Source organism: Streptomyces sp. UNOC14_S4 (genome assembly GCF_020740835.1).
Classification (GTDB): domain Bacteria; phylum Actinomycetota; class Actinomycetes; order Streptomycetales; family Streptomycetaceae; genus Streptomyces.
The window spans coordinates 1-18,725 of the sequence record NZ_JAINFC010000093.1; the positions used below are offsets into that span (position 1 = coordinate 1).

Genomic DNA, 18,725 nt, shown 5'->3' on the forward strand with positions numbered 1-18,725 from the left:
GGTTCGTCCGCGCCCGCCGTGGCGAACTCCTCGTCGGCGGCGGCGACGGCGCCGCTCAGCAGGGCCGCGAGGGAGCCGGTGAGGGCGGTGAGCAGCTCGTCCGCGCTGCTGTCCCGCGGGTGGCCGCGCCAGTGGGTGAGCGCGTCCCCGGCGAGCGCCTCGCCCGCGGCGATCCCTTTCCGTACGCGCTCCGCCGCGCGCCCGTACGCGTCCTCGACCCGCTGGAGCAGCCGGACGGCCGCGGCGTGCTGGAGGGCGGCGGCCCCGGCGAGCCCCGGCAGCCGTGACCGCAGGGAGGAGAGCAGGCCGGCGACGGTGCGGGCCACGGCGACGGCACGTGCGGCGGGGTCCTGGGCGCGCTGGTCGAGCCACTCGCGCAGCCCCGCGACGGCGGTGGAGGGCAGCAGTCCGCTCCCGCCGCCCGCGGACTCGGGGAGTTCGGGGATGGTGAACCGCGGCACGTCGCCGAGGCCCGCCGCCGCCAGCAGCGCGGCGTAGTGCCGGGACACCTCGGCGGCGACCTGGTGCGGCACCCGGTCCAGCACGGTCACGAGCGTGACGTCGAACTCCTTCGCCGTACGCAGCAGGTGCCACGGCACCGCGTCGGCGTACCGGGTGGAGGTGGTGACGAGCACCCAGATGTCGGCCGCGCAGATGAGTTCGGCGGCGAGGTCGCGGTTGCGGGAGACGAGCGAGTCGATGTCGGGGGCGTCGAGCAGGGCGAGCCCTCGGGGCAGGGTGCGCTCGGTCTCGATGCGGAGGGTGGTGAATTCGTTGGCGTCGTCGTCCTCGTCGGTCCTGCGGGCGCTTCCGGCGGCGGGGCCGTCGGAGGTGCCGCGGGCCGCGTCGCGTGCGGTCCCGCGCGCCGTGTCGCGGGCGGCGTCACGTACCGCGCCGCGCACCGTGTCACCTCGTACTGCGTCATGCACCGCATCACGTACCGCGTCATGCACCGCGTCACGTCGTACCGCGTCACGCGGCGCACCCTGCGGCGTACGGCCCGGCGTACGGCCGTACGGCGCGCCGCCCTGTTGCGGATTCAGCCGCTCCCGGGCGTCGAGGAGGTCGCGCGGGCTGAGGAGCTCGCGCATCTGCCGCAGGTCGCCCGGTTCGTACGCGGTGATCTCCTGGGCCGGGACCCATACGCGGCGCAGCCCCGGCAGCACCCGCTGCCCGGCGAACCAGTGGTGGTCGTCCGGGTGGCAGACCAGTACTGGCGTACGGGTCGTCGGCCGCAGGACCCCGGCGGCAGTGACCCGACGGCCCACCAGGGAGTTGACGAGAGTGGACTTGCCCGCTCCGGTGGATCCTCCGACGACTGCCAGGAGCGGCGCTTCGGGGGCGCACAGGCGGGGCACCAAGTAGTCGTCAAGCTGCGCCAGGAGCTCGGCACGGTTCTGCCGGGCGCGGGCGGCGCCGGGAAGGGGGAGCGGGAAGCGTGCGGCGTCGACACGGTCACGCAGTGCGGACAGCGCGTCGAGCATTCGGGGCCGTACGTCCAAGGTCGCCACGTGTGCAGAATGCCCAATTCTGGGTGGATTTTGAAGCGTATAGCCCACGGCGCGCGAGGCGTGGCGGATGAGGCTCAGGCATAACGAGTACACAACACCCTGCGCGGCGGGCGTGAAAAACGCTGCAAGATTCGCACCTGCCTGCGATTATCGGGACCGCTTCACCAAACCTGCACATCGCGTCACGGAGGTGAAGCAACCGGGAGGGGCCGCGCGGAGCCCTATCCTTAGTCCCCGGCAAGGACGGCACCACCGAGCCCGGGGCATCGCCCGTCCGCGACCGCCGCACACCGGCCCCCGTAGCTCAGTGGATAGAGCAGGCGCCTTCTAAGCGCTTGGCCGCAGGTTCGAGTCCTGCCGGGGGCGCTCCGCTTGGACCGCACGCCCCTCCCCGTCGGGAGGGGCGTTTTTGCTGGTCAGGGTGGGGGCGGGCGAGCATGGGAAGGCGCCGGGCCCCGCCCTCGGTGTCGTCTGGCGGGTGCGGGGAGGTCCCGCACCGGCGCCGTCCGGCTGGCATCGGGTTTCTGCGGGTGGCCGCGGGTGATGCGCAGACAGCTGATACGCGGATACCGGAATGATGCTTTCCGGTGAATACGCGGCGGGGCCGCCCGCCTTTGCCGCCCGGCTCCCGGGGTGCGAACGCTTTTGCGGGGCGGAGACAAGAAGGGGAGGGGGCCGCGAAAGGCGTGGCCCGTGGAAGGGGAGGTCCGTGGCGACGGACGAGGAACTGCTGGCGCGCTCGGGATACGACGCGTCGGCCTTCGAACCGCTCGTGGAGCGCCATTCGAGGGCGCTCCACGGCTACTTCGCGCGCCGGGCGCCCGGCGCGGCGGACGATCTGCTGGCCGAGGCGTGGCTGCGGGCCTACGCGGGACGCGGCACCTACGACGCGGCCCGCGGGCCGGTCCGGGCGTGGCTCTTCGGTGTGGCCCGCAATGTGCTGGCCGCGCACTGGCGCGGGCAGGAACGGTCCGGGGCCCCCGTCGCGCTCGCCGGTGAGACGAGCAGCGACCCGTGGCACGCCGTCGACCGGAGGCTGGACGCGGCGGCGGTCGCGCCGTTGATGCGCCGGACCCTGGCCGAGCTGCCGACCGTGGAGCGGGAGCTGCTGCTCCTGATCGCGTGGGAACAGCTCAGCCCCACCGAGGCCGCGGCCGTCGTCGGCGTCCCCGCGGGTACGGCCAGATCCCGGCTGCACCGGGCGCGCACCCGGCTGCGTGCGGCGCTCGGCCCCTCCGCCCCGCTTTCCCTGACAGGAGACCTCGCATGACCGGGCAGCAACAGGACATGAACGGCAGGGACGACAGAGACAGCAGGGGTGACAGGGACTTCCTCGACTTCCCCGGTGCCCGGCGCCTGAAGGCCGCGGGCAAGGTCGCGCCGCCCTCGGCGGACGCCGTCGCCGCGGCGCTGGCCGCGGTGCGGTCGGCGGCGGCCGGTCGGCCGGAGGGGGACGGGCCCGCCTTCGAGCTCGGACGGGAGCCGGTGGCCGCGGTCGCGGTCGTCCCGGTGCGGACGTGGCGGCGGCGCCTTCCCGTGCTCGCCTCGGCGGCGGCTGTCGTGGGGGTCGCGCTGGGTGTCACGTTCCAGCCCTGGTCGGACTCCGGGGGCGCGCACGGCGCCCCGGCGGCGGAGCCCTCGGTGACCGCTCAGGAGCAGGCGGGGACGGCACCGTACTGGAAGGTGCGGACCTCCCAGTGGAACCGGAGCAGCGAGGGGGCCCAGCAGCCGGGCGGGTCGTACGAGACCGTCTGGCTGAGCCGGAGCGACACACGCGGGCAGTCCGGTGACGGTCCGGTCCAGCTCTACTCCGTGGACGTCGCGGGGACGGCCTACAAGATCTGCGACAAACCGGTCCTGTGGGACGAACTCGGGAAGCTGCCCACGGATCCGGAGGCGCTGCGGGCCCGGCTCGCCGGGAAGGCCGTCGAGGAGGAGGACACGGAGGGGCTCTTCAACGGCGTCGAGGAGCTGCTCGCCCGGTCCCCCGCCGAACCGCGGCTGCGGGCCGCGCTGTTCAAGGTCCTCACCGGGATTCCCGGGGCGCGGGTGACCGAGCGGGTCAAGGACAGCACCGGGCGCGTCGGCACGGCCGTCGACCTGGACGTCGATACCTGGCGCGAGCGTCTGATCATCGACACCGGGACGTTCCACGTGCTGGAGTCCGTGACCACGGCGCGGAACGACGGCCTGAAGTGGGGGACACAGCAGCTCCGGGCCGGGGACCTCCTCATGCGGACCACCTATCTCTCCGCCGGGCCCGCCTGGGAAGCGCCGAAGCCGGACCCGCGGACCCTGGAGCATCCCGTTCCGACGGGGCCGTCCACCCCGAAGGAGCGCTGAGCTCCGTCACGGTGCCGCCCGCCGGAACAGAGTCGGCCGGTGACCCGACGGCCGGTGACTCGACGGCGGGTGCGCGCACACCTTCAGGGCACGCCTTCAGGGCATACCTTCAGCGCACGCCTTCAGGCCATACCCTCAGGAGGGTGAGCGATTTACTGACGCTCCTGGCGTTCTTCGGTGGGCTCGCCGTGGTTCTTTGCGGCTTCGTGTGGCTGGCGTTCCACGTACGTCGCCGGGGGACCGCGGGCACAGGCGTCACCGCGGCGCTGGCGGCTTGGGAAGAGGCGTACCGCGTGACCTCTCATGACTCCTACTGGGAGATCGAGGCCCAGGCGGAACGCCGGTCTCCCATGGTCTCGCCCGACGGTCACTGGCGGCCGAGGGGTCGGGCGCCCCGTCCGGCCCGCCCTCGCCCTCGCCGAGGTCGCGTACGGCTTCGGCGGCGCTGATGGTCCCCGCGCGTGGGCCGTCTCCCCCTCGGACGGCGACACCAGGACTCGATCGGGCTTCGAGCGGCTCGCGAGCCGGGTCGGTGACGCTCGCCGTGCTCTGCCGAAACCGGTAACCGGTATGCGACGAGGTGCGCGAAGTGGAATTCGCTGTGACGCTCTTCCCCGCCATGGGGCCCGCGGACAAGGACGCCCGAGCCCGGACCTGCTCCGACGAGGCGCTCGCCCTGCGTCGGCCGCGACGGACATCACCTGCTGCTGGTCCCGGCGGTGTCCGTCACCGACAGGGAGCGCACCCGGCAGCTGATCGCGGCCTACCGCGCCGAGGGCGGCGCGCGTGTGGCGTCGCGGTTCGCGGTGCGGCGCGCCGAGCGATGAGCGGCGCGGCGGAGGGCACGTCATGAGCGTGGACGCGGGGCTCGAACTCACCGAATTCCGCACGGTGCTGGGCCGGTTCGCGAGTGGTGTGGTCGTCGTCACGACACGCGACGCGACGGGTGCCCCGCAGGGTTTCACCGCCAGCTCCTTCTGCTCGGTCTCCCTGGACCCGCCGCTGGTCCTGGTCTGCCTGGCCGAGACGGCGAACTCCTACGCGGCCTTCTCGGCCGCCGACGGATGCGCGATCAGCATCCTCGCGGAGGACCAGGGCGACGTGGCGCGCCGGTTCGCGACGAAGGGCGGCGACAAGTTCGCGGAGGGCGCGTTCGTTCCGTTGGCCAACGGCTCCCTCGGGGTCGAGGAGGCCCTGGGCGTCCTGGAGTGCGGCATCCGCCAGCGGCACCGGGCGGGTGATCACGTGATCCTGGTGGCGGAGGTGACGTCGCTACGGGCGGCCGCGGGCGACCCGATGATCTATTTCGGGGGCGGCTTCCATGGTCTGGGGCCGGGGGGAGGCTGAGACTCCGCCACGGCATCCAGCCGGCCGGGTACGGCGCGGTGGCCGCGGCCCACAAGCCCGCAGCCCGCGACCCGGGGTCTGGAGCCGTGATCCGGTCCGGCTTCGAGCACGTCCGGGGCATGGCCGAGGACGACGGCAGCACGCCCCACGTACTGACGCCGACGCCGACGCTGACTCTGGCTCCGACGCCGACGCCGACCCTGACGCACCGCCGCCACCGGCCATCGGCCGGTGCGTTCACGGTGGCAGGGTGATGACCGTGGCCCTGCCGATCGAGCCGTCGGTGGGGATTTCGCGGACAGTGGTCCGTCGGTCACCGATCAAGCGCTTCAGCGCCGCCTTTCCGGGCTGCAACCGGCCGCGCTCGAAGAGGATCAGGCTCACCTCGGTTCCGGCGGGGACGTCCATCGTCCGGTACTGGGCGTAGGTGACGGCGTCACAGCCGGAGTACCAGCCGACCTCGGGCTCGTACCCGGTGACGAGAAGACAAGGGCCGTCCGAGGAGAGCTGTTTCGCCACCGGGACCACGGAGTCGCTCAGGCGGTCGGGTGCCGGCATGGCGCCATGGGCCACGACTTGGGCCGTTCCCAGCACCGTGACGGCGGCCAGGGCGGCGACGGCCGAGAGCACCCGGCTCGCCCAGCGTCCGGTGAACTCGGCCAGGGCCTGTACGCCCAATATCGTGAGCAGCACGACGGGAAGGTAGACGAACCGCGGTTCGCCGTGGGTGGTGATGCCGAGGAGGACGAAAACGAGCAGGGCGGTGCAGCCCAGGAACGTCCGTCTCCGGTCGTCGGGCCGCACTCCGGCGGATTCCGCGCGATGACTTCGATCGCTGCGATCGCTGCGATCGCTGCGATGGCCGCGCTGACTGCGCTGACTGCGCTGACTGCGGAGAATTCTTCGGGCGGCAGCCCCCGCGGCGAGGAGGCCAGCGGCCATGACGACCGCACCCAGGTCCCCGGCGAGCCGGTACGGGAAGATCGCCAGGTAATAGACGAGGCCTTCCCCTATGTAGCTGCGATTGGACTGGGACGTCGCCGACATGATCACGCCGAGCGGCGATCCGGACACCTCCGTGGAGTGGACGAAGTGCGGGACGAGCCCGATGACGAGGAACGCTCCGGCCACCGCCAGCCGTCGGCCCTGGGCGAGCCAGGCACGGGGCCCGTAGCAGACGAGCGCCGCCGCGGCGATGGCGAGGAGATTGCCCACCACCCCGTATCTCAGATAGAAGGCGGCGAGGACGGGCACGGGCAGGATCAGCAGGGCCCGTGATCCCGGCTTTTCCTGAGCGCGGACCAGCAGGTGGACGACGATCAGAAGAAATCCCGTGCTGCCTATGTCGTTGAGGAATTCGGGGACGCGGCGCAGGAAGCCCAGGCCGCCGAGTACGAGAAGGGTGGCTATGGCGGCCCGCCGGGGCGTGGTCCAGCGCGCGGCCAGGAGGTAAGTGGTGGTCAGTGTGAAAAGGACCAGGGCGAGGGCCACTCCTCGAAGAGCGCCGACGTCGTCGTGCAGGAAGAGCGCGACACGTCCCAGTGCGGGAAGTCCGACGGGCCGGTAGATTCCCCAGCCGGCGGCGGGGGTGCCGTCCGACCAGGAGCGGGCCTTGTTGGCATAGACCGCTTCCTCATGGCCGATGTGCGGCTCCTCGTCCTGGAGGAAGGCCCATACACCGGCGGCCAGGCCGAGCACCGCGGCGAGAAATACCCACGGGGGCACCCGGCGCAGCGCGTCGACGCCACGCAGCCAGGCCGACGAGCAGGCCGACGCGGCAGTCGACGCGACAGCCGACGAGTCAGCCGACGGGTCAGCCGACGAGTCAGCCGACGGGTCACCGGCGTGCTCCCACCGAGGCCGGGCGACCAGCCAGGCGACGGCCGCGCCCAGCAGATACGGCCACGGCTGCCAGCCCGGTAACCAATTGCCTAAGCCGAAGAGCAGCAGAATCTGCTGCACGGCTGCCACCGCGGTCAGAGCGACAGCGATGATCAACGCCGTCCGCCCGCGAGCCGGCGAAGCGCTCGGCGACATGAGGAGTCCTTTCTCGATCGGCTCAATCGTCTTGATCGCCTCGATTGCCTCGATCGCCTCAGTCGCCATACGGGCGCCACAGAGTGGATTGCCGGATCGCCGCGCGGGAGCCCCACCACCAGGTGAGAACGGACAGGGCGCCCAAGGCGGCCGCCGTGCCCGTGAGCATCGCGCCGGACAGTTCGATGCCCTCGGCGGGCTTCTCCTGCGGAACCGCCAGCCACATGGCCGCGACGAGGCTCGTGGCGATGGCTGCCAGCAGCGGGGCGAGAAGTGCCCATGCCGCCGTCGAGTAATAGACCTTCCGTTTCCCGGTGAGCACACTCAACGGGGCGACCATGCGGCTGAACCGAAGGAACTCCGCCAGATTGGCGAGCGCCACCGCCAGGGCGAGGATCAGCACTCCCGGCACTCCGAGGAAGACGACCCATCTGCCGTGAGCGGCCGAGAGGTTGGAGCCGATGAGCCAGCTCGCGCCGGGCGGACCGACGCTTGCCGAGGCGACCGGCAGTTCGTTCCGCAGCAATTGCCTGACCCGGTCCTCGGGCAGGTTTCCGCCGTCTTCGGCGACCAGGAGGAAGAGACCCGAGCCGTCGGCGGTCGCGCCGGGAGAAGCTCCGGGAAGAACTCCAGGAAGAACAGCGCCTTCCTTCACCTCGAACCGCCCGGCGACCGGGCTGGTCCAGCGGACGGCCTCCACGATCCGCTTGTCGGCACCTTCCGACATCACCTTCGTGCGTTCCGGCACCGCCTTCGTCGTACCGCCCGGTGCACAGGGCAGCCCTACGACCCGCAGAGCCCGGCAGGGCCCCTGCAACAGGGCCGGTTCGTCGAGCCGCGGATCGGGCTGACGCACGGCAAGGGTGACGGTGCCCGGGGGAAGGTGGTCGAGCACGGACTTCATCCGCCGCGGCGACACGCGGTCCGGCCGGATGTCGAGGATCAGGACGCTGGTGCCGACGCGGGCGGCGGTGGCCCGCGCGGCCCGGGCCGACTCGCCGAACTGGAGCTCTGCCAGCTGCACTTGGCCGACCAGGACCATGGCGATGCCCACACCCGCGACCAGGCGCGCGGTGACCCCCGGGTGCGCGGCCGCGTGCCGTCCGGCGACGAGCGCTCCCGGGCTGCCCGTGCGCCTGGCCGATCCCGCCAGCCGTACCCCGATCGCGCCCGCGGCCACCGCGACGGCGCAGGGCAGGGTCGCCAGCACCGCCGCCACGCCCGCGTAGTAGACCTTCATCCTGAGGTCGGAGTACTGGGCGGGGTCGAGTTGTGCGGGCGCCCAGACGGTCGCGAACACCAGGAGCGGGGACGCCATCGCGGCCCAGCGGATCACTTGGCTGCCGCGGGCGGCCAGCCGAGTGGACCGCGTCCTGCCCCGGCGTCCCGTGCGGTGCAGCAGGCATACGAGGAGCAGGAAGGCGACGGCGGAGGCCACGCCGGACAGGGCCGTTCCCCACCACCACCGCCGCAGGTCGGCGGAGGACAGCCAGTAGCCGATCCAGGGGAGCCGGACGTCTCCCGTCGCCGCCACCAGCAGGCCGGGCAGGACGCCCAGCACCGCACCGGCCGCCACGGGAAGCGCCGATTCACCGAGGTTCAGCCACGTCCGGGCCTGCCATCCTCCGCCCAGAGCACTTACGAGAGCGGTGCGCTTGTCCCGCCCCGCGGACCCCATCCGCGCGGCGACCACCGCCAGCACACCGGTCGGCAGCAGGATCAGGTACAGGGCGGTGACGAGGCGCCCTCGGTCCTTGATGAAGAGCGGATCACCGGAAGACGACGCGTTCGGGCCGCCGAAGCCGACGACCGGCAGCGCCGCCTTCTCGTTGAACTGCTCGTCCCGGGGGTTGGCGTAGCCGAAACGTTCGCCGGGACTGGCCAGCCCCTCGTCATGGATCGTGCCGCTGATCCTTCCGTACCGGTCCTGGGAGCCCTCGGCCTTGAGCGCCCGGACGAGCCCCGGCGAGAGCACCGCCTCGCCAGGAGCGGGCCAGTGGTCGACGCCCGGAGGCAGTGGCGCGTCCCCGGTCAGCGGACGGAGGTGGACGACGCTGTACTGAAGGCCCCCGACTTCGTCGAAGCCGTCGATGGCCAGCGCCACCGGCTTACGGCCCGGGAACGCCTCCTGGTACTGAAGACCCCGGTCCGCCGCCCGGGACCGGATCCCGTCGTAGGAGGCGAAGACCGCCACGACGGCGGACAGCCCCAGCGCGAGCAGCGCGGCGGCCAGCAACAGGGCCACTCCGCGCACCTGCCCGCCGCCACCGTCGCGCCGCGCGGAGGCTCTTCCCATGCGCCACAGCTGCCGCTGAAGACCGGCCTTGCTCATTCCCGAGCTCATTTCCGGGCCCCCGCACCGCGCCGCACAAGGGTGGCATCCGTGAGTTCCCAGCACTGATCGGCCAGGTCGGCGACGGCCGGGTCGTGCGTGACGACGACCAGTGCGCACCCCCAGCGCTCCGGCACCGAGAACAGCAGCTCCGTGACGCTGTCCCGCGTGGCGGCGTCGAGGGCTCCGGTCGGCTCGTCGGCCAGCAGCACGGTGGGCTCGTTGACCAAGGCGCGGGCCACAGCGGCACGTTGGCGTTCCCCGCCCGACAGATGGCCGGTCGGCACGCCCTCCATGGGCACACCGAGCTCTTTGAGCAACCGCTCGGACCGTTCGTACGCCTGCCGCGCCTCGGTCCCGCCGAGCAGTGCCGCCAGTGCGACGTTCTCCACGGGCGTCAGCTCCGGCAGCAACTCCCCGAACTGGAAGACCACTCCGATGTGTCGGCTCCGGTGCCGCTCCAACTGCCGCTGCCGCATGCGGGAGAGGTTCGCGCCGGCCACCTCCACCGAGCCGCCCGACGGCTGGACGAGCCCCAGGGCACACCCCAGCAGAGTGCTCTTGCCGCTCCCGCTCGGCCCCACCACGGCCACCGACTCCCCGGCGGCGACCTGGAGGTCCACGGAGTCGAGCAACACCCGGCCGGCGACTTCGTACCTGAGACCGCGCACCGCCAACGCCGGGGGCCCTCCCGCCGCGTCGCCCTGCGCAGGGCCCGCCCCCGCCGTGCTGTCCATCGCCTGGCCCACCGCACACACTTCCTTGCCCGCCCGCAGGCGTACGACATGAAGTGGGAGGGGCGGCATCCCCCGACCGCCGCTCCTCCCACGGTTCCGACACTCATCCGGCGCGACCGGGCGGCGAAGGTTTCACGCCGCCCGGCGAAGCCGTACTACGCCGTACTACTGGCGGTAGGACCAGCTGCCGCACTCGTCGTCGTTGTCCGGAATCCAGTTGCACGCGCGCAGCTGGGTGACCGTGCTGCCCGGGTCGCTGTACTCGGTCGTACCGGGGCCGCTCTTGTTCCAGGCGTGGTACGTGTCGCCACCGCCGGCGGCGCGCTTGTAGGCCGCGTAGGACTTCCCGTCCGCGTTCTGCTTGATGGCGACGATGGTGTTGGTCCCGTAGGAGTAGGCGTACGCCTTGCCGCCGGGCGAGTAGGCACCCATGCTCGACGCGACCGCCGGCGAGGCCGCCAGCAGGGCGGCTCCGGCGACGATGAGTCCTGCGGCTCTCTTGGCCACTGTTCGCTTCATTGCTGTCATCCCCTCCTTGCCTCTCGCGAGGCACTGCGAATAGCGGGTGTGCGCGGCCGGTCCCGAAGGCGTGATGCACGCGTCCGTGATGCACGCGTCGAAGGACCGGGGCAGCGGCGAGCGGCGGACACCGCCCGCCCTGACGCACCGTTACTTGCTCACCACATGTTTCCCGGCGGGATCGGGGGCCACAACTGCCTCAGCCCTCACGGCCGAATCCCCACCGCGCGGCTTCCGGCCACTCCGGATCACCGCCTTCCCCCGGAGGCAAGGCAAGCGGAAGGGACGGCACGCGCGCGAAACGTTGCCGTTACAACAGAGCGGGGGGTGAGTGGAGTCGGGGGGCGGGAACGATTATTTAGCTCAACTGTGCTAAATAAGCCATTGGCCCGCATCGCTCCGAAGTCGGCACTCTGGCCGATTCACGCTTGGGGAAACCCCGGTCCAGGATATGCGCTCCCGCCCCGGGGCCCGCCGGGCACACCGGCCAAAGCCGCACACCGCTCCGCGAGCTCGCCCTCCCCTTCCCCCGAGAACGACGCGGGGCCCCGCGGTGTCGACCGCGGGGCCCCGGCGTGCGACGGCATCGCCGTTCTTGCGCCGCGCGACGATCTCGTGGCGCGGCGAGTTGTCGTAGTGCTTGTGCGGGTAGAAGCTCAAGCGGCGTTCGAGCGCATGGAAGGGCGAGCCGACTACCTGTCAGGTCACCGGCTGACCGGGGTCCTTGATGACGGTGCAAGGCACGCAACGGAGCGGTCGACGACCGGATCGGTGGGCCGAGGGGCCACGTGCGAGGTGGGGACCGGTGCGGGAGGCGGCAGCGGCGCCGACAGCGGCATCGGCTACGGCCGACCGGCCGGGCGTGAGGCCCGGCACGGTCCGGTCGTGGCTCAGGCGGGGCAGGTCCCGTTGATGATGATGCCCAAACTGGCGAGGAAGTTCTGCGCACCCCTGCACGCGTCGCCACCGGTCGACATGGGAGCGGCAGGGGCCGCCTGGGCGGATGTGGCCGGGGCGACGACTCCCAGCACAGTGAGAGCGGTGCTTGCTGCGAGCGTGAGGATGATGCGGCGGGTACGGGTCATGGCGGCTCCTCCGGTGTGGTTGGGGCGCCGTAAGCCTTCCCGTCCGTTACGTCAGGGCTGCTCGGCGAACCGGGGCGCCAGGAGGACCGTGGGGGCGCGCGTGGCGCCGGCTGAGCGCACGCGGGGGGGTAGCCCTACCTGGGCGAGACCCGAGGCGGCGTCACCGAGGACGGCCGCGCCGCCGACATCGCAGTGACCGCCCAGCCGAGCCGGGCGACGAAGGAGCGCATGGACGGTCTCGTGGACACGGCTCTGCGCCGCTGAACCGGGCTTCCCGAGGGGTGCCCCCGTTCCTCTGTGTCACTCCGCCAGCTTCACGTGGCGTGGCATCCTGGCGAGGAGTACCGGCGTGAGGGAGAGCTTTCATGTCACAGGGGTGGAAGGCCACCATCATCGTGCTGGCGGTGGCCGGGATCGTGTCCACGCCGTTGGTCTGGCTGCTCGACAGCCCTGACGGCGGGCAGTTGACGGCGGCCACCGTCCAGGGCGCCGTAAGCATCGCCGCCCTGGTCTGGGCACTGTTCCAGCATCCGGAGAACCGTACGGAGGACACGGCCGTCGCGACCGGCGAGGCGCGGGCGGAGGACGGAGGCGCGGCCAACGCGGGCGTCAAGCGCCCCGGAGGCCGCGGCAGCGGGACCGCGCGGGCGGAACGGACCGGGAACGCGACGGCGACGGGTAACGGCAGCAGCGCCAACAGCGGTGTCGACTACAGCTGACGGGCCCGGCGTGAGGAGCGATCGCATGACGGCCCGGGAAGACGAGCATCCGCCCCGCGAGGCCCGCGTCACGGTCACGGTGTCCGACACGGGGGACGCCACGGCGGCGTCCGGGGGTACGGCTGTGACCGGCTACCGCGGCCCGGGCGCCGGCTATGTCGCCACCCACACCCCGGTACACCAGTCGGGCACCGGCGGCGCGACCGCCACGGGCGGCGGCTTCGCGAACAGCGGCTACATCGGCTCGCTGGCGATGCAGCGCACTCCCCAGGAGCCCGCCTCCTGGCCGCACCAGGTCGGCCTCATCCCGCCTGCGGCACGTTCCTTCCAGCACCGCGCCGAGGCGGAGCGGTTGCGGGCGAAGGTCGACGGTGGCGGCACGGCTGTGCTGACGCAGCTGCTGACCGGGATGGGCGGCGTCGGCAAGACGCAGCTCGCTGCGGACTACGCGCGTACCGCCTGGGATGACGGACTGGACGTCCTCGTGTGGGTGACCGCGAGCGGCCGCTCCCCCATCGTCGGCGCGTACGCCCAGGCCGGTGTCGAACTGTGCCGGGCCGACCCGAACGACCCGGAGAAGGCGGCCCGTTCCTTCCTGGCGTGGCTGGCGCCGAAGGCGGCGACGAGCCCTTGCAGGTGGCTGATCGTGCTGGACGACGTCTCGGACCCCGATGACCTACGCGGCCTGCGGCCGCCGGACAGTCCGCACGGCCGCACCCTGATCACGACCCGCCGCCGGGACGCGGCGCTGGCGGCGGACAGCCGCGTGGACGTCGGCCTGTTCACGCAGGACGAGGCGTTGGCGTACCTCACCGCTTCCTTGACCGGGCACGGCGAGTCCACCGACGATCTGGCCGCCTTGGCCCATGACGTGGGCTACCTCCCGCTCGGCCTCTCCCAGGCCGCCGCGTACCTCATCGACACGGGCGAAAGCGTGGCCGCGTACCGCGATCTGCTGGCCGACCGCACCACCGCGCTCGCCGACGCCACCCCCGATGCCCTGCCCGACGACCAGGCCCTCCCGCTGGCCGCCGCCTGGTCCCTGTCCATCGAGCGCGCCGACAACCTGCGCCCTGTCGGCCTGGCCCGCCCCATGCTCCAGCTCGCCGCCTTCCTGGACGCGAACGGCATCCCCGAGATGGTGCTGACCAGTGACCCTGCGCTCTCCTACCTCACCGAGCACCGCGCCCAGGAGCCGGTGTCTCCCCGGGACGCGGTACGCGCCCTGAGAGCCCTGCACCGCCTCAGCCTCATCGACCACGCCCCCGACACCCCGCACCAGGCGGTGCACGTCCACCAGCTCATCCAGCGCGCCACTCGCGACACCCTCGCCGCCCACGAGTACGACCAGACCGCCCGCGCGGCTGCCGACGCCCTCTTGGCGGCCTGGCCCGACATCGAACGCGACACCGCACTCGCCGAGGCACTGCGCGACAACGCCACCGCCCTCACCAGGAGTGCCGAAGAAGCCCTGTACCGGCCCGATGCGCATGTGGTGCTTTACCGCCTGGGCAATAGCCTCGGCGATGCCGGGCAGGTCACCGCCGCACGGGACCACTACCAGCACCTTGTCCAAACCACCCGCCATCGTCTCGGCCCCGACCACCCCGACACCCTCACGGCGCGGGGCAATCTCGCCCACTGTCGGGGAGAAGCAGGCGACCCAGCCGGAGCCGCAGACGCCCTCACCAAACTGCTAAAGCACATGGTGCGGGCCCTAGGCAACGACCACCCCAACACCCTCGGCGTCCGGAACAACCTCGCCCGCTGGCAGGGAGAAGCAGGCGACCCAGCCGGAGCCGCAGACGCCCTCACCAAACTGCTGGCCGACCGGGTGCGGGTCCTAGGCAACGACCACCCCGACACCCTCGCTGCCCGGAACAACCTCGCCCACTGGCAGGGAGAAGCAGGCGACCCAGCCGGAGCCGCAGACGCGTACGCCGACCTACTGGAGCACATGGTGCAGGTCCTAGGCGACGACCACCCCAAAACCCTCGCTGCCCGGAACAACCTCGCCCACTGGCAGGGAAAAGCAGGCGACGCAGCCGGAGCAGTGAAGGCCTTCGCCGAGCTACTGGAGCACATAGTGCGGGTCCTTGGCGACGATCACCCCCGCGTACGGACCGTCCGACGCAATCTCGATCGCTGGCGTGGCGAAGCGGAGAAAGCGGCCCGGTCGATGGGGCACGATCGTTCGTGACACACGGAGATCACCTGTAGCTAGCGCGCCAAGTGGTAGGCCTCGCCACCTGGAGCACTCAGCTGCTACGAACAGCGCGCCGCCCTGACGCTCGTGACGACCGGTAGCGTCGACTCCCATGGGGAGACACGATCAACGTGAACGCGGTGTGCTGGCGTCGGTGAACCGGGGCATTACCTGCTGCGGCTGCTCCTTCGCCGCGCTGTGTGGTCTGGCCTTCCTCTGGGCCGTGCTCGGCTCGATCCTGCCCGGGGAAGTGTTCTGGTTTCCGATCTGCCTGGCGTCCGTGGTGTGGAGCGGCAAGGACGGCAACGGGGGCATCAGCGGCCTGTGGGGATAGGAGGCGACGGGGCCGTCACCGATTTCAGACAGCAGGCAGGCGTCACCCCAGGAGATGTCTCACCCTGTCCGCCATCTCGGCCGCTCATTCGTCATCTGAAGGAATCGGTCTCATCACCGTTGCGCCCCCATATGCGGCGCCAAACCCCCATCACGTGCCGGGCCCGATTCCCCGTTTGTCCTCTGTCACCACCGTGCTGAAGTCGGTAGCGTCCCGACCCGCACGCGATAGTGACCCCGATGGCGGAGGGCCGAGACGTGGGTAAGCGCGACAAGGGCGACGACGACAAGGACGACATGCTGCCCGGGCAGAAATACGAGCCGCCCAAGGAGCCGCCGACCCCGGACGGGGCGTCTCCCGAAGGTGATGGGAAGCACCGTAAGTGACCCCTGAGCACCACGAAGGCGATGAGCTGCGGCCCAGTTGGCAGGAGTTGGGCCGCCAGCTCCTCGCGAAGGGGGCCATGACGTCCGACTGGACCGACACGTTCGCGGATACGCCACGGATGCGGTTCCTGCCCTCCGTGATGTGGCCGTACGACCAGGCCAGCGAGGAGTGCGTGGCGGTGGACCGCACCGCCGACCTCGACGGCTGGCATCGGTACGCCTGCTCCGACATGGCGATCATCACGCAGTGGGACGACGGCACCCGCACCACCCCGGGTACGGACATGACGTCCTCGTCGTCCATGCCGTCCCTGGTGCTGTCCATGCTCGCCGATCTCCAGGTGCGGCCCGGCCACAAGGTACTGGAAGTGGGCACGGGCACCGGGTGGAACGCTGCCCTCCTCGCCCACCGCGCCGGCCCCGGACGCGTGACCACGATCGAGGTGGACCGGGTAGTCGCCGAGAGCGCTCGGCACGCCCTACGACAGGCCGGTATCGCCGTCACCGTGATCCACGGCGACGGACTCGAAGGGCATCTGCCCGCAGCTCCCTACGACCGGCTCATCGCCACCTGCGGGCTGCGCACGGTCCCGTACGCCTGGGTGGAGCAGATGCGACCGGGCGGTGTTCTCCTCGTTCCCTGGGGCACTCACTTCACCTCGACGGAGGCCACCGCCCGCCTCGTCGTCTCCGGTGACGGAAGCTCCGCCAGCGGCCCGTTCACACAGCGCGTGACGTTCATGCGTGCCCGCGCCCAGCGCCTCACCGTGGGCGACTACGACACGTACGTCACCGCCGAGGCCAGAGAGGGCGCCCGGAAGTCCCGCACCACCCTGCCCCACAGCGAAGTGTTCGGCACGACGGCCTGGGACGCCAACCAGTTCGTTCTCGGCTTGCGCCTGCCCGATGTCGTCCACACCAGGGGACCGGAGGAAAACGGTGCCCGTCCGGTGTGGCTCCTCAGCAGCAGCGACCGCTCCTGGGCCTGCGTCCTGTTCCGCGAGGACCGGGCCGAGTTCACCGTCTACCAGTACGGCCGCCGACGGCTGTGGGACGAGACCGAGGCCGCCCACACGTGGTGGACGGAGCAGGGCCGCCCCGGATTCAGCAGCTTCGGCCTGACCGTCGACCAAGCCGGACAGCACGTGTGGCTCAAGGAACCGGGCAACCGGATCAGCCAGCCAGCACGCTCGTCCGAGGGAACTCTTGCCGAATCCGGGGCGTGAGGCTCTGGCCGCCTCTACCGTGCGCGGTGACCGTGAGGGTACGAACCGCGTGAGGTGGTTACGGTGGCGAAGACCGGCAATCCCGAGAACCCGATCTCCTGGCGCTACGCCGGGGACCAGATGATGAAGTGGCGGAACCTGGCGGGCGTCTCCCGCGAGGAGCTGGCCGCCGAGTCCAACTACCAGGTCGAATCCATCAAGTCGATGGAGCAAGGGCGGCGGGCGCCGACCTACCGGGCATTGGAGGTGGCCGATCAACTGTGCCGGGCCAACGGGCTGCTGCTGGCCGCGCACCAGTACCTGACTCCCGAGCCGCCCCCTCTCCGCGCTCCGGGATATCGGACCGCCGAGAGCGAAGCCGTCGCGATCCACGAGTTCCAGCTCATGCTCATCCCGGGGCTACTACAGACCGAGGAGTACGCGAGGGCGCTCCACAACTGCAATATCCCCCTTCTCAGTGACGAGGAAGTCGAGAAGTGGGTCGGCATCCGCATGGAACGTCAGGAGCGCCTGAAAGAAGTGACTGTGCTGTTCAACTTCGTGATCCATGAAGCCGCCTTGACGACCATGGTAGGCGGTCGCGAGGCGATGAGGAGGCAGCTCCAACGGCTACTGGACGCAGGCGAGCAGCGGAACGTCTTCATCCAGATCCTGCCCGCCGGGATCGGAGCGACTCCAGGCCTTTGGGGTGGATTCACCCTGCTTGAAGGGCCTGACGGCGAACGTCTCGTCCACGTGGAAAGCCACGGCACGTCATCGCTGGACGCGACCAGGCAGAGAGTCGATGACATGACGAAAACCTTCACCACGTTGGGTATGCGGGCTCTTGGCGAGGAAGAGTCCAAGGAGCGTATCCGCAAGGTGATGGAGGAGCTATGAGTCGTTTGCCGGAGTGGTTCAAATCCAGCTACAGCGGAGGAGAACCTGGCACCACCTGCGTAGAAGCGATCAGCCTCTACGTAGGCGGCCTCCGCATCCGAGACTCGAAGCTTGATCTTCGGGCCCACCTGGCGATACCCGCCCACGCATGGGCGGAGTTCATAGGCCACGCGACCACCGGCGCTTGAGCGTTGGAAGAGTCCAGACTTCTCTGCACTAAGTCCCGTAGGGCTTACCGCTCCTGCAGCAGGTCGCGGTGCGCGGTCGTTGAGAGGGGCGACTCGGAGTCGAACTCGTACGTCTCTATGGCAGCATCGATGGGGAAATCTGGGTGGTCGTCCCAGGTTTGAGCGAGGGCAACCAGAAGGTTCCACGAGGCGGTTGCGTGCAGTTCAGTCTCCGCAGCTACCTCGGCCGAGGCGTTTCGGTGGAAGCGCACCGCTGCGGCTTGCCTGTATGCGGCCAGGCGCAGGGCTGCGGCCGCGCGGCGGGCTTCGCCTTGGAGCGAGGCCGCGTCGGGGATCCGTGCCAACACGAAACGGATCAGCTGTCCGACTTGGTCCTCGGTGATCCGCTCCACTCTTTCCCCCTATGGCTCGTATGCCTATTTGCCCAGCTCAGCGCCAATTGTTGCAGATCAGAGCGATCCTCGATCTGGAGGGTGTCGCGCTCTCTGCACCAAGGCTGTTGCTGTGGAAACGCGCCACGAACTTCGAGAACCACCAGCCCCGCATCGAGTCGAGCACTGACTTGGTGCAGTCAACTGACCAAGTGATCCACAACGCGATGGAGAAGTCATGGGCCATGTGCCGGAGTGGCGCAAATCCAGCTACACCGCAAATGGCACCGACCCTGCCTGCATAGAGGCAGCCACCCTGCACAGAGGCGGCATCCGCGTCCGAGACTCGAAGCTTGAGCTTCGGGCCCAGCTCGCCATACCGACCCACGCGTGGGCCGACTTCATAAGCCACGCAGCCCCCGTCGCTTGAGCTTCGGGATTCGGGGGTCGAGACCCGAGCGCCTTATCCAAGGAATGGCTGGTGAAGTTAAACCCACCCACCCTC

At 70.8% G+C, this 18,725-nt stretch carries 18 protein-coding genes and 1 tRNA gene; 13 read left to right on the top strand and 6 right to left on the bottom strand.

All coding sequences use genetic code 11. The annotated features are described in order from the left end of the window. Nucleotides 1-1,511 (bottom strand): dynamin family protein (locus K6I34_RS11440; protein ID WP_229324904.1); only part of this gene is annotated, 1,511 nt, incomplete at its 3' end. 293 nt (nt 1,512-1,804) lie between these two features. Here K6I34_RS11440 and K6I34_RS11445 point away from each other — a divergent pair. The 5 genes from K6I34_RS11445 to K6I34_RS38840 all read left to right on the top strand — a co-directional run bounded on the left by K6I34_RS11445 (nt 1,805) and on the right by K6I34_RS38840 (nt 7,195). Further along, a tRNA-Arg gene (locus K6I34_RS11445) sits at nt 1,805-1,877 on the top strand. 343 nt (nt 1,878-2,220) lie between these two features. Next, on the top strand, nt 2,221-2,781 hold the full coding sequence (locus K6I34_RS11450; RefSeq protein WP_229324906.1) for an RNA polymerase sigma factor: 561 nt from the start codon (nt 2,221-2,223) through the stop codon (nt 2,779-2,781). Beyond that, nucleotides 2,778-3,854 (top strand): hypothetical protein, encoded by a 1,077-nt coding sequence (locus K6I34_RS11455; RefSeq protein WP_229324908.1) that lies wholly within the window; start codon nt 2,778-2,780, stop codon nt 3,852-3,854. The genes K6I34_RS11450 and K6I34_RS11455 overlap by 4 nt, the downstream gene beginning before the upstream one ends. A gap of 849 nt (nt 3,855-4,703) precedes the next feature. After that, nucleotides 4,704-5,201: a flavin reductase family protein gene (locus K6I34_RS11460; protein WP_229324910.1), complete on the top strand. Its 498-nt coding sequence runs from the start codon at nt 4,704-4,706 to the stop codon at nt 5,199-5,201. A gap of 1,541 nt (nt 5,202-6,742) precedes the next feature. Next, entirely contained in the window at nt 6,743-7,195 is a 453-nt protein-coding gene (locus tag K6I34_RS38840) for a PT domain-containing protein (RefSeq protein WP_229324935.1), read from the top strand. Nucleotides 7,196-7,296: 101 nt separating this feature from the next. Here K6I34_RS38840 and K6I34_RS11470 read toward each other — a convergent pair whose 3' ends face one another. The 4 genes from K6I34_RS11470 to K6I34_RS11485 form a co-directional block, all read right to left on the bottom strand. Further along, nucleotides 7,297-9,570 (bottom strand): hypothetical protein, encoded by a 2,274-nt coding sequence (locus K6I34_RS11470; protein ID WP_229324912.1) that lies wholly within the window; start codon nt 9,568-9,570, stop codon nt 7,297-7,299. An 8-nt stretch (nt 9,571-9,578) separates the two neighbouring features. Then, on the bottom strand, nt 9,579-10,319 hold the full coding sequence (locus tag K6I34_RS11475) for an ABC transporter ATP-binding protein (RefSeq protein ID WP_374230891.1): 741 nt from the start codon (nt 10,317-10,319) through the stop codon (nt 9,579-9,581). Nucleotides 10,320-10,472: 153 nt separating this feature from the next. Next, nucleotides 10,473-10,826, bottom strand: coding sequence for a hypothetical protein (locus tag K6I34_RS11480; protein ID WP_229324914.1), 354 nt, complete (start codon nt 10,824-10,826; stop codon nt 10,473-10,475). A gap of 890 nt (nt 10,827-11,716) precedes the next feature. Beyond that, nucleotides 11,717-11,911 carry a hypothetical protein gene (locus tag K6I34_RS11485; protein WP_229324916.1) on the bottom strand — a complete coding sequence of 65 codons (195 nt, stop codon included), beginning with the start codon at nt 11,909-11,911 and terminating at the stop codon, nt 11,717-11,719. Nucleotides 11,912-12,276: 365 nt separating this feature from the next. Here K6I34_RS11485 and K6I34_RS11490 point away from each other — a divergent pair, with 365 nt between their 5' ends. From K6I34_RS11490 to K6I34_RS11520, 7 genes are all read left to right on the top strand, one after another. Further along, the gene (locus K6I34_RS11490; protein WP_229324918.1) at nt 12,277-12,630 is read left to right on the top strand and encodes a hypothetical protein; all 354 of its coding nucleotides are present in this window, start codon (nt 12,277-12,279) and stop codon (nt 12,628-12,630) included. Between the two features lie 25 nt (nt 12,631-12,655). Next, nucleotides 12,656-14,830: a tetratricopeptide repeat protein gene (locus K6I34_RS11495; RefSeq protein WP_229324920.1), complete on the top strand. Its 2,175-nt coding sequence runs from the start codon at nt 12,656-12,658 to the stop codon at nt 14,828-14,830. A 160-nt stretch (nt 14,831-14,990) separates the two neighbouring features. Beyond that, nucleotides 14,991-15,170, top strand: a complete 180-nt coding sequence (locus K6I34_RS11500; protein ID WP_229324922.1) for a hypothetical protein — start codon at nt 14,991-14,993, stop codon at nt 15,168-15,170. A 239-nt stretch (nt 15,171-15,409) separates the two neighbouring features. Then, the gene (locus tag K6I34_RS11505; RefSeq protein WP_229324924.1) at nt 15,410-15,556 is read left to right on the top strand and encodes a hypothetical protein; all 147 of its coding nucleotides are present in this window, start codon (nt 15,410-15,412) and stop codon (nt 15,554-15,556) included. Further along, nucleotides 15,553-16,782: a methyltransferase domain-containing protein gene (locus K6I34_RS11510; protein ID WP_229324926.1), complete on the top strand. Its 1,230-nt coding sequence runs from the start codon at nt 15,553-15,555 to the stop codon at nt 16,780-16,782. The genes K6I34_RS11505 and K6I34_RS11510 overlap by 4 nt, the downstream gene beginning before the upstream one ends. A 63-nt stretch (nt 16,783-16,845) precedes the next feature. Continuing rightward, nucleotides 16,846-17,661 (top strand): helix-turn-helix transcriptional regulator, encoded by an 816-nt coding sequence (locus tag K6I34_RS11515; protein WP_229324928.1) that lies wholly within the window; start codon nt 16,846-16,848, stop codon nt 17,659-17,661. Continuing rightward, nucleotides 17,658-17,849 (top strand): DUF397 domain-containing protein, encoded by a 192-nt coding sequence (locus K6I34_RS11520; protein ID WP_229324930.1) that lies wholly within the window; start codon nt 17,658-17,660, stop codon nt 17,847-17,849. Before K6I34_RS11515 ends, K6I34_RS11520 begins: the two co-directional genes overlap by 4 nt. A 44-nt stretch (nt 17,850-17,893) precedes the next feature. On the opposite strand, the gene K6I34_RS11525 is transcribed toward K6I34_RS11520, so the two are convergent. After that, complete coding sequence (locus tag K6I34_RS11525) at nt 17,894-18,241, bottom strand: hypothetical protein (protein ID WP_229324932.1); 348 nt, start codon at nt 18,239-18,241, stop codon at nt 17,894-17,896. Nucleotides 18,242-18,458: 217 nt separating this feature from the next. Here K6I34_RS11525 and K6I34_RS11530 point away from each other — a divergent pair, with 217 nt between their 5' ends. Then, complete coding sequence (locus K6I34_RS11530; RefSeq protein ID WP_229324934.1) at nt 18,459-18,650, top strand: DUF397 domain-containing protein; 192 nt, start codon at nt 18,459-18,461, stop codon at nt 18,648-18,650. The last annotated feature ends 75 nt before the right edge of the window (nt 18,651-18,725 follow it).